Raw genomic sequence first — 13208 nt, 5'->3', positions numbered from 1 at the left:
GAAAAATTGCAAACTAGAATAGCAATCAATGATAGCTGCAAAAGCAGACTTTTCAAGGGTTATTGCGATTTTGACGGCGGGGTTGTGCATTGATTTTAAGTGCTATTTACGTTAAAGTTATGAGGTGACGTGAAACATTGAGTTGTTTCACAAAAAGAGGACGAATGTGACCCCTTTAAGGAGAGCTATTACTAATGAATCCAGAAGAATTTAAGCAAGCGTTAGCCCAACATGAGATTGCGCTGACCGATCAACAATTGGCACAATTTGCGCTGTATTTTCAGCTATTGGTCACGACTAATAAGCAGTTTAACCTGACCACGATTACGGCGGAACCGGAAGTTTATCTCAAACATTTTTACGATTCACTCACGCCAGCATTCTACGTGCCTGCGTTGCGTGATCAACCACTCACGATTTGTGATGTTGGTGCTGGAGCCGGCTTCCCGTCGATTCCACTCAAAATTGTCTTTCCGCAATTACAGGTGACAATCGTTGATTCATTGAATAAGCGGATCAATTTCTTGAATGACCTGGTACAACAATTAGGTTTAACGGGCGTGCAAACGTTCCATGATCGCGCCGAAACGTTTGCCGGGAAGAAATCTGCTCACCGGGAAAGCTATGACGTCGTAACGGCCCGCGCAGTGGCGCGCTTATCAGTATTGAGCGAACTCTGCCTGCCACTCGTTAAAGTCGGTGGCCAGATGATTGCGTTGAAAGCAGCCAATGCCCGTACGGAGACGGCCGAGGGAACATACGCCGTTCAACAATTAGGTGGCCAGATCGTTCAGGATGAGGCTTTCAGTTTGCCAGTGACCGCTGATCCACGCCATATCATTGTTATTGATAAGGAGAAGCCGTCACCGAAGCGGTATCCACGCAAGCCGGGGACACCAGCAAAACAGCCGTTAACGGCGCCAATGTAAGGTGGGAGGTAATTTCAATGGCATTTTCATTATTTGGTTCTAATCGTGATAAACATAAAGCCGAGGCGGCCACGACCCCCACGGACCAACAGATCGTCCGTATTCCGGTCACTGCCATTATCCCCAACCGGTTCCAACCCCGGCAAGTCTTCGATGAAGCTGGTATTGCTGAATTAGCGACGACGATTGCGGATCACGGCTTATTGCAACCAATTGTCTTGCGGGAGTATGAACCGCAAAAATACGAAATCATCGCTGGTGAACGGCGGTTTCGCGCCATATCTTCACTGCACTGGGCGGACGTGCCAGCCATCATTCAAAAGATGGATGATGGTGAAACCGCGTCAATGGCGCTGATTGAGAATTTACAACGGCAAGACTTGACGGCCATCGAAGAGGCTCGGGCTTATCAGGAACTGATGGAACTCAACCAGTTGACGCAATCGGCGTTGGCGAAAGAATTAGGCAAGAGTCAGTCGTTAGTTGCGAATAAGTTGCGACTGTTAAAGTTAGCACCGCCCGTTCAGACGGCGTTACTACAACGCCAGATCAGCGAACGGCACGGTCGCGCATTACTCAACCTTGCTGTTGATCAACAGGCGGCGGTTTTGAAATGGGTGCTTGCTGATCAATTGACGGTCAAAGAAACGGAACAACTCGTGGCGAAGATTCAGACGCCGCCGAAGCCCAAACGCAAACGTGCACGGGGCTTGACCGGTGATACGCGAATTGCTGTGAATACGATCAAAAAATCAATTAAGATGGTAACTGATGCTGGGTTACCCGTAAAGACCCATGAAGAGAACACGGATGACGGGTATCGGATTACGATTGAAATTCCAAAAAATCAACCAAGGGGTGATCAATAATTATGGGAACCGTAATTGCACTCGCTAACCAAAAAGGTGGCGTTGGCAAGACAACCACGAGTATTAATCTCGGGGCTAGCCTGGTCGAATTAGGCCAAAAAGTTTTATTAATTGACACGGATGCGCAAGGGAACGCGACCAGTGGTTTAGGTGTTCAAAAGTCGACCATCGAGCGTGAAATCTATGACGTTTTAATCAATGACGTTCCCATTAAAGAAACGATTATCCCAACGAGTCATAAGGGGCTAGATATCGTTCCGGCCACGATTCAACTTTCCGGGGCCGAGATCGAATTGACACCAATGATGGCGCGGGAGACTCGGCTGCGTGATGCCATCGATGACGTGAAGGATGATTATGATTATATTTTGATTGATTGTCCACCATCGTTGGGCTTGCTGACCATTAATGCGTTTACGGCATGTGATTCGATTTTGATTCCGGTTCAAAGCGAATACTATGCCTTGGAAGGACTAAGTCAGCTATTGAATACGATCAAGCTCGTACAAAAACATTTTAATAAACAGTTGCGAATTGAAGGCGTGCTTTTGACTATGTACGATGCCCGTACCAATCTCGGGGCCCAGGTCAACGAAGAGGTCCGGAAATACTTTAAGGATGCCGTCTATAAGACGATCATTCCCCGTAACGTGCGGTTATCTGAAGCACCTAGTCACGGCCTATCGATTGTCGATTACGACGCTCGCTCGAAAGGTGCACAAGTCTACTTAGCTCTAGCAAAGGAAGTGTTGGCCGCTCATGGCAAGTAAAGATAAAGATAATAAGGCGCTGGGGCGTGGTATTGGAGCCCTGTTTGCTGATGTTAACGAATCAGCTAGTGAAGAGGCCGTGGTTGATCTAGATCTTAAGGACATTCATGCCAATCCGTACCAACCACGACGGACTTTTGATCAGACGGCGCTTAAGGAACTTGCTAGCTCGATTGAAAAGTCTGGTGTTTTCCAGCCAATCATTGTCCGTCAACCGGATGCCGAGCTGAATAAATATGAAATCATTGCTGGTGAACGCCGTTTTCGGGCGTCGAAGCTCGCTCATCAAACGACCATTCCTGCCATTGTCCGTGATGTTACCGAAGAACAAATGATGGAAGTAGCGGTGCTTGAAAATCTACAACGGGAAGATTTAACTCCGCTTGAAGAAGCAGCGGCCTACGACTCATTGATGAAGAAGCTGAAGTTGACGCAGGCGGAAGTTTCTAAGCGCCTCGGTAAGAGTCGACCATATATTGCTAATTATTTGCGGTTATTGGGCTTACCAGACGGGGTCAAGCAGTATATTCAAAAGGGCCAACTGTCCATGGGTCAAGCTCGAACGCTCTTGTCTTTGAAGGATAAGTCTAAGCTAGCACCGTTAGCGAAGCGTGTGGTGAAGGACAGCATGACGGTTCGGCAGTTGGAACAAATCGTGGCGCGTTATAACGGCGAGACGAAGGAACCGGCTAAAAAAGTCGCACCCAAGAAGTCACCGTATATCCGAGCGAGTGAGGAACAGTTACAAGAGAAGTTCGGGACGGCCGTTTCGATTCAAACTAAGGCGAACAAAGCTAATCAAGGAAAGATTGAAATCCCGTACTTGTCGAATGAAGATTTGACCCGGATTTTAGAAATCCTCAGTATTGATTTAAATTAATTAATTTATAAAGGGGCGTTGCGCATGTATGATTTAGGTGATATTGTCGAGATGAAAAAGGCGCATCCGTGTGGTGTCAATCGCTGGGAAATTACCCGGATGGGCGCTGACATTAAGATTAAATGTACGGGATGTGGTCACGTGGTCATGATGCCGCGTCGTGAGTTCAATAAAAAACTCAAAAAAGTATTAGAAAGCAAAGCCGATCAAGCTTAATTATTTAAAAAGGAAGAGTGAATAACCGATATGGCACTTACAGCAGGTATCGTTGGGTTACCAAACGTTGGTAAATCCACATTGTTTAACGCAATTACGAAGGCGGGCGCCGAAATGGCCAACTATCCATTTGCGACGATTGACCCCAACGTTGGGATGGTTGAAGTTCCCGACAAACGACTAGACCGAATTCAAGAAATTATCCCCGCAAAGAAGGTCGTACCGACGACTTTTGAATTTACGGATATCGCCGGGATCGTCAAGGGTGCTAGTAAGGGTGAAGGACTTGGTAACAAGTTCCTTGAAAACATCCGCCAAGTTGATGCCATCGTGCACGTGGTCCGGGCCTTTGACGATGATAATATCACCCATGTGACGGGTAAAGTCGACCCACAAGATGATATTGAAACCATCAACCTAGAATTGAGTTTGGCAGACTTGGAAGCCGTTGATAAGCGCTTGGCTAAAGTGCAACGAGCTGCTAAGGGGAGTGACAAGGAAGCTAAGGCTGAACTTGCCGTTTTACAAAAGATCAAGCCTGCCTTGGAAGCTGGCAAACCCGTGCGTTCACTAGAATTTAACGAAGATGACCAACAAATCGTCAAGGGCTTATTCTTATTAACGTCTAAGCCAGTGCTGTACGTGGCCAATATTGCCGAAGATGACATGGCTGATCCAGAAAACTCCAAGTATTTCCAAGTAGTTGCGGACTATGCGAAGCAAGAAGGGGCCCAAGCCATCGGTGTTGCTGCTGAAACTGAAGAAGAAATCGCCGAATTGGATGATGATGACAAGGCTGACTTCTTAGCAGCTGAAGGCGTTGAGGAACCTGGTTTGAATAAGCTGATTCGGGCTTCTTACAAGCTATTAGGACTGGAAACCTTCTTCACGGCTGGTGGTAAGGAAACCCGGGCTTGGACGTTTAAACGCGGTACTAAGGCCCCTCAAGCAGCGGGAATTATTCACTCTGATTTTGAACGTGGATTTATTCGGGCTGAAGTGATGTCCTACGATGCTTTGGATGAAGCCGGTTCAGAAGCAAAGGTCAAGGAAAATGGTAAGTTGCGTTTGGAAGGTAAGGACTATGTCATGCAAGATGGTGACATCGTCGAATTCCGCTTCAACGTTTAAGCTGAAAGGAGCAATTGTATAGTGAGTGAGAGCGAAACTTCAAAGACACCTAGGAACGCCGCGGCCGGGGCCAAGCAGGCCCAAGCCGCAGAACGGCCAGTTCACGAAGCGACTGAGTTGACGAAGCGCAATGCTGAATATATGCGTCAGATGCGCAAGTCCCTTGACGCCACAGCGTTGAGTGGTGAGAAAAAGACGGCAGTTCTGAATGAAATGACGTCTACATTGTTAGCGGAACAAGGTCGGGGAACCACGGCTCGTCAATTATACGGGACCGTTCAAGAACGGACCGAAGAGATTGTGAATCCAAAAAAGACACCGGTAGAACGTCAAAAGGCGAACTATTGGGTCACGGCGCTGGATAATGGCTTGATGCTATTCATGATCTTCTGCTTAATGTACGGGATCATGGGCTTCATCGGCACGAACGCTACTAAGAATTCAGCTGGTGCCAACGGGATCACCGCTATTCTGATTACGTCCGCCATTGGTGGTTTGGGCGTTGCTAAGTTATTCGAATACTTAATGCCTGCTAAGGATGGCAAGAAAGTTTCGTTATGGAAGAAAATCGCGTGGTCAGTACTGGCTATCATCATTTGGATGCTAGTCTTTACAACCATGTCAATGATTCAAGGCCCATTGAACCCGGTCTTACCAGGAATCGCGTACTTGATCATTGCCGTCGTCGTCTTCTTCGCCCGGATGTGGTTGAAGCGGCGCTTTAATATTACGACGAGCATGTTTTAGGCTCGGATTGAAAGACAAGCTGATGGCGTGCATTGGCTTGTCTTTTTGTCGATTGCGAGTGGTCATTGCTTGTGCTTCATCTGGTTAGCTTTTAAACTGATGATACGGATGTAATGACTGAATGAAAGTTGTGTGTGAAGTACGCTCGGCCCAACCTGGAACATTCGGTTGGGCGTTACAGGCTTAAAATAAGAACTTTCTGAAAATCTGCGCAACCCCTTGCATTTATCGCGATGTTTTGTTACCTTTACAGATAAAAATAAAAACATAAGGAGCTAACGTTCAATGTCTAATTGGGATACAAAGTTTGGAAAAAAGGGTTATACGTTCGATGATGTACTATTAATTCCGGCCGAAAGTCATGTTTTACCGAATGAAGTCAATTTAGGTGTTAAACTTGCCGATAATTTACAGCTGAATATTCCAATTATTAGTGCGGGAATGGATACTGTTTCAGAATCCGCAATGGGAATCGCGATGGCCAACCAAGGTGGCTTAGCTGTTATCCATAAGAACTTAAGCATTGAAGCGCAGGCTGAAGAAGTTAAGAAGATCAAAGCGGTCGTTAAGGATGATGATCACCCACACGCTGCCGTTGATGCCAACAATCACTTGTTGGCCGTTGCGGCTGTTGGGGTCACTAGTGATACCTTTGACCGGGCTGAAGCCCTATTTGCCGCTGGTGCGGACGCCATCGTTATTGATACGGCTCATGGTCATTCCGCTGGTGTGCTTCGGAAGATCAAGGAAATTCGGGCCCACTTCCCTAAGCAGACATTGATTGCTGGTAACGTTGCGACGGCAGAAGGCACGCGTGCTTTATTTGAAGCTGGTGTTGATGTTGTTAAAGTGGGGATTGGCCCTGGTTCAATCTGTACGACCCGGATTGTCGCTGGTGTCGGGGTGCCACAATTAACAGCGGTTTATGATTCTGCCAGCGTTGCTCGCGAATACGGCAAAGCTATCATTGCTGATGGCGGGATCAAGTATTCCGGTGATATCGTTAAGGCCCTCGCTGCTGGTGGTAACGCCGTAATGCTTGGTAGTATGTTAGCCGGGACGACTGAAGCTCCTGGTGAGGTTGTCTTTGATGATGGCCGTCAGTACAAGTTCTATCGCGGTATGGGCTCCGTTGGGGCAATGTCACAAGCCCACGGTTCTTCTGACCGGTACTTCCAAGGTGGCGTCAACGAAGCCAACAAGTTAGTGCCAGAAGGTGTTGAAGGACGCGTGCCATTCAAGGGTAGCGTTAATGATATTATCTTCCAGATGTTAGGTGGCTTACGTTCCGGGATGGGTTACGTTGGTGCTAAGGACATTGATGCCTTGATTGAAAACGCCCAGTTCGTCGAAATCTCTGGTGCGGGCCTGCGGGAATCACATCCACATGAAATCCAAATTACTAAGAATGCGCCTAACTACTCAGTTAACGGCTAAATAAATACACATAAGGTATGCTGACAGCAGGTTAGCATACCTTATTTTATAAGTCCGATTACTAGGCAGCCCGGTGGCCGTATGGTAGGCTATGGGCATCTTGGACGAAGGGAAGTTTGATGAATGGATGCTGGTCAGAAACAGTTTCATGATTTCTTGATGGCCCGGGTGTTACCGGCTAAGCAAAGTGAGGCTGAAGCTCTATTGAATCGTTGTTTTGAGCAACAGGCGGCCGGAACATTTTCAACCGCTGAACTGCAACAAGTGATCCCACAATTCTTAGCCATGGTCCAGCCCGATAAGTTGGCTGAGTTACAAGCTGCCATGAAACAATTTAATCCGAACGCTTAACTAGAACGCGTATCCGAGCCGATTCAGAGCCGGATACGCGTTTTTATTAGGCCAACAGCGGTGGATGCGCTATGATGGACTTATTAATGATGCAAAAGTGGGTGAGTAGATGCGCCGTTTTCAGTCACGCCATTTGTTTCAATTGCGCGAAATTGGGCTAGGACTGACGTTCATTGGGGGCTTTATTGACGCATACACGTTCATGCAGCGAGGCGGAGTGTTAGCGGCTGGCCAGACGGGCAATCTGATCTTTCTAAGTGTTGATGTGGCCCGTCGCGATTTGCCAGGCGTCGTGACTAAGTTGGTAACGGTCATTTTCTTTATTATTGGTGTCACGCTAGTTGGGCTACTCGAACATCGATTGGGAGCCCGCTCGCATTATTGGCGGTTGCCAATTTTGATAGCGGAACTCGTCGTTTGCTTGATGGTCGGTATGTTACCAGCGACTGTCAGTAATGCGATGGTGGTCCCGCCGCTCGCGTTCGTGATGGCGATGCAGACGACTGCTTTTAGGCAATCGCTGGTCACGGCTATAATAACGTGTTCTCTACCGGCAATCTCAAAAAGGCAACGATTGCGCTGACAAACTATTGGTTGACCGGCGCGCGTACGGAATTGGCCACTGGCCTCGTATATTGGGAATTAGTGTTGAGCTTTGCTGCGGGGGCCATTGTTTCCGCCATCCTGCAACGGTGGTGGACGTTACGGACGATTTGGGTCGCAGCGGGGTTGGTGATTTTAGTAGGTGGCTATTATACCTGGCTATTAGTGCAGCGCGCCACCAATGACGGGGAATAGTTGCGTTTTCTCTAAAATCAACCGTTAACCGCCAAGCCCGGTCGTTTTTTTGGTAAAATAAAAATAGAATTATTTAAGGAGAAAAATAAAATGAAAATTTTAGTAGTCGATGACGACAAAGAAATTGCACAACTATTAGAAATTTATATTAAAAACGAAGGCTATGAACCAATTAGTGCCTATAATGGCCGCGAAGCCTTGACTAAATTAAATACGAATCCAGATATTGCGTTAATGATTTTGGATATCATGATGCCTGAAATGGATGGGATTGAAGTTATCAAAGAAGTACGGAAGGATTCCCAACTCCCAATTCTAGTCTTATCCGCCAAGACGGGTGATATGGACAAGATTCAGGGCCTAATCACGGGGGCTGATGATTATGTGACCAAGCCGTTCAACCCACTTGAAATCATGGCGCGGGTCAAATCATTACTGCGCCGTTCTGAAAATAACGTGACGACCACCGAGCCTGACATTCTGGACATCGGTCCGTTAACGATCAACAAGGATTCACACGAAGTTAAGACGTTGACTGGTAAGGCTATTCAATTAACCGCGTTAGAATTCGGAATTTTATATTTGCTGGCGAGTCATCCGAACCGGGTCTTTTCTGCCGATGATATTTTTGAACGCGTCTGGCAGCAAGAAAGTATCGTTTCAGCTAAGACCGTCATGGTACACGTGAGTCATTTGCGGGATAAGATCGAAGAAGCCACGGATGGTGAGAAAGTCATTCAGACCGTTTGGGGCGTTGGTTATAAGATCGAATCGCGTTAAGAGTGAGGGTTAGCTTTTGAAATTAACGGGACGCGAAAAAAGTGAATTGTTTTTTGAAGGGGTAGTAACGGTAATTTTGCTACTCCTTTTAAACTTGTCGATCGTGGTGCTGATTAATAGTACGATCGCGCATAATCCGGGGCTGCAGAGTGGGATTTTTCAAATCAAGCGGTCAATCACCATTGGCCCCAACAATTATCAGCTCTGGAGCTATGAAAATCTGTTTATCGGGTTGATGCTGATTGCGGACGGGTTCGTGTTGTATTGGCGACTGATTCGGCGTTACAAACAGATGCAATTACGGCATATTATCAGCGAGTTGCATTATATTGCGGCCGGCCACTTTGATCATCGAATCGACTTTAATTTGACTGGTGACACACAGCGGGTCGTCGAGAGTGTCAACGCGCTGGTGGATTCGGCGATTCATTCGATGGATGAAGAACGGGAAATCGAACGGTCTAAGGATGCCTTGATTACCAATGTGAGTCATGATATTCGGACGCCGTTGACGTCGATCATCGGGTATCTGGGCCTGATTGAGAATAAACAGTACCAATCGGAAGAAGACCTAGTCAAGTACGCACACATTGCTTATTTGAAGGCGACACAGATGAAGTCGTTGGTTGAAGACCTCTTCGAGTATACTAAGTCACGCCAAACTGAGACGCCCCTGGCTATCAATCGATTGAACCTGACGGCGATGTTGGAACAGTTAGCAGCCAGCTTTGAATTGGAAGCGAATAAAAAGCACCTGAAGATTGAAGTTGAGAGCGGCACGCAACCGATTTACATCGAGGCTGATGCGGAAAAGTTGGGCCGGGTCTTCAGCAACTTGATTACCAATGCATTCAAGTACGGGACGGGCGCGAAGAATGTTGTCTTACAAGCTGAGCAGCGGGGTGAGGAGGTCGTCATCCACGTGACTAATGACGGTCAGCGGATTCCGGCTGAATCTTTAGGTCGATTATTTGAACGTTTTTACCGGGTCGAAGAATCACGTTCCAAAGCGACCGGGGGCTCTGGCCTGGGATTAGCTATCGCGCAAAGTATTGTCGAACACCACGGTGGCTACATTTATGCGCAGAGTGACGACGAGCAAACGAGCTTCGTTATTCATTTGCCAGTAAAACATGACCACCCATTAACAAAAAAACAATCGAATATGATAAATTAACTTGTTTCCACAGTCATAATTATTTAAACTAAAACTAGCATTCAGGAAAGGGATAATTGAGAAATGAGATTTGCGGGAAAGTTAAAGAAAGTTATGATCGCCCTTGTTGCGGCGGTCACATTTACTACGGCTGGTTTAGGCATTGCGGGGGCTGACCTCCAGGCCCAAGCAGCCAGCACACCATCGATTTCTGCGAAGGCCGCCATTGCGGTTGACGCGTCGACGGGCCAGATCCTGTATGATAAGAACAGCAGTAAGCCAATGGCAATCGCATCAATGACGAAGATGTTAAGTACATATTTAGTGCTTAAGGCGATTCATGAAGGCAAGTTATCTTGGAATCAAAAGATCAGCGTCAGCAAGGCAGTCGCTAAGATGAGTCAGAACACGGAATACGCGAACGTGCCATTACTATCCACGAAGACGTACTCAGTGCGACAATTATATAATGCGACTGAAATCTATTCTGCTAACGCCGCTATCACAGCCTTAGGTGACGCGGTTGCCGGGAGCCCACATAAATTTGTTAGTTTGATGCGGAAAACGGCTAAATCATGGGGAATCACGGATGCCACCATTATTAACGCCAGTGGGTTAACCAACAAAGAAGTTGGGAGTACGATCGGTTATAGTAACGTTGCGTCCAGTGCTGAAAATGAAATGTCAGCGCAAGACGTCGCTACCGTGGCACAAAAGTTATTATCAGATTATCCCGAAGTACTAAAGACTTCTAGCATTGCGCATGCTTGGTTTGAAAAAGGCACTAGTTCAGCAACTAAGATGGATAACCGGAACTATATGCTCAAAGGGTTGGTTAAACATTACTCTGCCCTGCCAGTGGATGGCTTAAAGACCGGGACTTCCACTAAGGCTGGGAATGCCTTCACTGGGACCGTTAAGTTTAGCAATGGTAACCGGATCATTACGGTCGTCATGCATGCTGGCGCCGCTAACGATAGTGGGACGGAACGTTTCACTCAAACGGCTGAAATCATGTCATATGTTTACCACAACTACACGACTACCACAATCAACAAGAATGGCAAGATCAATGGCGTGAAAGCCGTTGACGTCCAAGATGGGAAGTCCTTAACGTCGCAACTCGTTTCCAATAGTGGTGCAACCAAGATTTACTTGCCAACCGGGACGGATGCTAGTGCCGTAACTGGTAAGGTCAGCTTGAAGAAGTCGGCAACAACCGATGGCAAATTACAAGCACCCGTTAAGAACGGTAAGACAGTCGGTACTGTTAACTTGAACCTAAGCAAGAAAGCAATCAAGGTAGTTGACGGTACGACCAGCAAGAACATGACCGTCAATGTAACGCCTAAGAAGTCCATCGACAAAGCGAATATCTTTGTACGGATGTGGCGTGGGGTTAAGAGCTGGTTCAACTAAATATAGCGGTTAGTGTATTGGATTCTGTGAGTGCATTAGCTTAGTAAACGCTACGAGATACTTTTTAAAGATATTGTCCTCTTTGAGTAGATGAGCCCTGATTACTGGCTTACCCACTCAAAGAGGATTTTTTGTTGGAAAGACAGGCTTTTCTTTGGTACTTGAATGCGTACGCTAAGCATAAATGGCGGTGCGATTTATGTCGAATTTGTTAGCATGATCCACGATTAAATGTATAATAAAGACTGATAGCAGTAGTTAAGTTGAATGGAGTGAAAGTCACCTATGAGTGTATTATTACGAACGGCAACCATGTCAGACCTGCCAATTATTGTGGATATTTATAACCAAACGATTCCGAGCCATCAAGTGACGGCTGATCTCAAGCCGGTGACTGTTGATCAGCGGCGAAACTGGTTTTTGAGCCATACGTCTGAGCATTACCCGATGTGGGTGGTGGTCAAGGACGATTTGGTGATTGGCTGGGTCAGTTTATCGCCATTCTACGGTCGGGCGGCCTATGCGAAGACGGCGGAGATTTCAATGTACTTGGATCGAAGTATTCAAGGACAAGGCGTTGGGAGTCAGGTAATGACGATGATTCCAAAAAAGTTACCTGTGCTGGGATTGACTGCGATCGTGGCGTATGTGTTTTCGAGCAATCTGCCAAGTATTAAACTGTTCAAAAAGTTTGGGTACGAACAGTGGGGGTTTCTGCCAGAAGTCGCTGAATTAGGCGGCCGGCCGAATGACTTAGTGATTCTGGGGCAACATTTCAAATAAAAAATAGCTATGATGCCGCTTACATACAGTTAAAAACTTAACAAGGTGTAGGATTGCAATAAAAAACATGTTAAAATTAAGTCCGAGTGTCTAAGTAATTTGACGTTCGCTGTTGTTGCTAGAATTCTTTACTGGTATGGTACTGGAGGCATTCTTGGTGAAAAAGAACGAGCCAAATTGGTTAGTGGTCTTACGAACAGTAATGCCACTTGGGCTTAGCTATATTCCCATTGGGTTAGCTTGTGGGGTTTTATTGCATGCGGCCGGGTTCAACCATCTACTGACGGCGTTAATTTCGGTAATGGTCTTTTCCGGTGGCGCCCAATTTTTAATTGCATCGATGCTGACAATTAATGCACCGATGACAACCATTATTTTGATGATGTTTTTCTTGGAGTTACGGTACGCCTTATTAGGTTCCAGCTTATCGCGCTATCTAAAGGGACAATCGTTACCGTTCATTTTTACGTTTGCATTTTCGATGAATGATGAAAATTACGCGGTCAACTACTTAAAGTTCGCAACGGATAAGCATTGGAAACCATCGCAAGCCTTGATGGTCGAACACTATTCGTTGTTGTTTTGGACGGTAAGTAATATTATTGGTAGCTTGATTGGTAGTGCACTGACGATTAATCTCCAAGTGGTGGATTTTGCGCTGACGGCACTATTCATTTATATGGCAATTATGCAAACTAAGAGCCGTTTGATTATCTTAGTGGCAATTTTGTCTGGCGTTCTAACGATTGGTTTCTTGGTCTTAATGAAGAGTACGCTGGGATTAGTGGTATCAACACTACTCGCGTCGTTGACCGGTTACTTTATTGAACGTTACTTGTTGGCACATAAGCCAGAAAGTCATTTACTCTATAAGGTTCACGATCCTACTGGCCAAACAGCCATGGAAGAATCTGACAAGTAGGGCACAGAGGGGTTTTTCTT

The 13208-nt window shown here is 46.4% G+C and carries 14 protein-coding genes and 1 pseudogene; all 15 read left to right on the top strand.

Annotated features, from left to right (window positions below):
* Positions 1–194 precede the first annotated feature (194 nt).
* The 15 genes and pseudogenes from rsmG (at position 195) to V7R88_RS12770 (ending at position 13188) form a co-directional block, all read left to right on the top strand.
* Positions 195–929 carry a 16S rRNA (guanine(527)-N(7))-methyltransferase RsmG gene (rsmG, locus tag V7R88_RS12845; RefSeq protein ID WP_054399622.1) on the top strand — a complete coding sequence of 245 codons (735 nt, stop codon included), beginning with the start codon at positions 195–197 and terminating at the stop codon, positions 927–929.
* 17 nt (positions 930–946) lie between these two features.
* Positions 947–1798, top strand: a complete 852-nt coding sequence (noc, locus tag V7R88_RS12840) for a nucleoid occlusion protein (RefSeq protein WP_338816267.1) — start codon at positions 947–949, stop codon at positions 1796–1798.
* Positions 1799–1800: 2 nt separating this feature from the next.
* Positions 1801–2568 (top strand): ParA family protein, encoded by a 768-nt coding sequence (locus V7R88_RS12835; protein ID WP_003642431.1) that lies wholly within the window; start codon positions 1801–1803, stop codon positions 2566–2568.
* Positions 2558–3448 (top strand): ParB/RepB/Spo0J family partition protein, encoded by an 891-nt coding sequence (locus tag V7R88_RS12830; protein WP_057717027.1) that lies wholly within the window; start codon positions 2558–2560, stop codon positions 3446–3448. The genes V7R88_RS12835 and V7R88_RS12830 overlap by 11 nt, the downstream gene beginning before the upstream one ends.
* 24 nt (positions 3449–3472) lie before the next feature.
* The gene (locus V7R88_RS12825) at positions 3473–3664 is read left to right on the top strand and encodes a DUF951 domain-containing protein (RefSeq protein WP_003639829.1); all 192 of its coding nucleotides are present in this window, start codon (positions 3473–3475) and stop codon (positions 3662–3664) included.
* Between the two features lie 30 nt (positions 3665–3694).
* Positions 3695–4795, top strand: coding sequence for a redox-regulated ATPase YchF (ychF, locus tag V7R88_RS12820; RefSeq protein WP_003642429.1), 1101 nt, complete (start codon positions 3695–3697; stop codon positions 4793–4795).
* Positions 4796–4816: 21 nt separating this feature from the next.
* Positions 4817–5542: a DUF1129 domain-containing protein gene (locus V7R88_RS12815; RefSeq protein ID WP_054399616.1), complete on the top strand. Its 726-nt coding sequence runs from the start codon at positions 4817–4819 to the stop codon at positions 5540–5542.
* Between the two features lie 285 nt (positions 5543–5827).
* The gene (guaB, locus tag V7R88_RS12810) at positions 5828–6979 is read left to right on the top strand and encodes an IMP dehydrogenase (RefSeq protein WP_054399614.1); all 1152 of its coding nucleotides are present in this window, start codon (positions 5828–5830) and stop codon (positions 6977–6979) included.
* A gap of 123 nt (positions 6980–7102) precedes the next feature.
* Entirely contained in the window at positions 7103–7330 is a 228-nt protein-coding gene (locus V7R88_RS12805) for a hypothetical protein (protein ID WP_054399612.1), read from the top strand.
* 109 nt (positions 7331–7439) lie between these two features.
* Positions 7440–8128 (top strand): annotated as a pseudogene (locus tag V7R88_RS12800) (YoaK family protein).
* A 90-nt stretch (positions 8129–8218) separates the two neighbouring features.
* Positions 8219–8908, top strand: a complete 690-nt coding sequence (locus V7R88_RS12790) for a response regulator transcription factor (protein ID WP_054399610.1) — start codon at positions 8219–8221, stop codon at positions 8906–8908.
* A gap of 16 nt (positions 8909–8924) precedes the next feature.
* Positions 8925–10085, top strand: coding sequence for a sensor histidine kinase (locus V7R88_RS12785; protein ID WP_054399608.1), 1161 nt, complete (start codon positions 8925–8927; stop codon positions 10083–10085).
* Between the two features lie 63 nt (positions 10086–10148).
* Positions 10149–11483 carry a D-alanyl-D-alanine carboxypeptidase family protein gene (locus V7R88_RS12780; RefSeq protein WP_054399606.1) on the top strand — a complete coding sequence of 445 codons (1335 nt, stop codon included), beginning with the start codon at positions 10149–10151 and terminating at the stop codon, positions 11481–11483.
* A gap of 285 nt (positions 11484–11768) precedes the next feature.
* Complete coding sequence (locus V7R88_RS12775; RefSeq protein ID WP_054399604.1) at positions 11769–12266, top strand: GNAT family N-acetyltransferase; 498 nt, start codon at positions 11769–11771, stop codon at positions 12264–12266.
* Positions 12267–12402: 136 nt separating this feature from the next.
* A complete protein-coding gene (locus tag V7R88_RS12770) occupies positions 12403–13188 on the top strand; it encodes an AzlC family ABC transporter permease (protein WP_054399721.1) in 786 nt (261 codons plus the stop codon).
* Positions 13189–13208 lie beyond the last annotated feature (20 nt).

Origin of the sequence: Lactiplantibacillus argentoratensis (assembly GCF_037290055.1) — a bacterium.
Lineage (GTDB): Bacteria > Bacillota > Bacilli > Lactobacillales > Lactobacillaceae > Lactiplantibacillus > Lactiplantibacillus plantarum.
The sequence above is the reverse complement of the archived record's forward strand: the minus strand, read 5'-3'. Positions and strand labels throughout refer to the sequence as shown.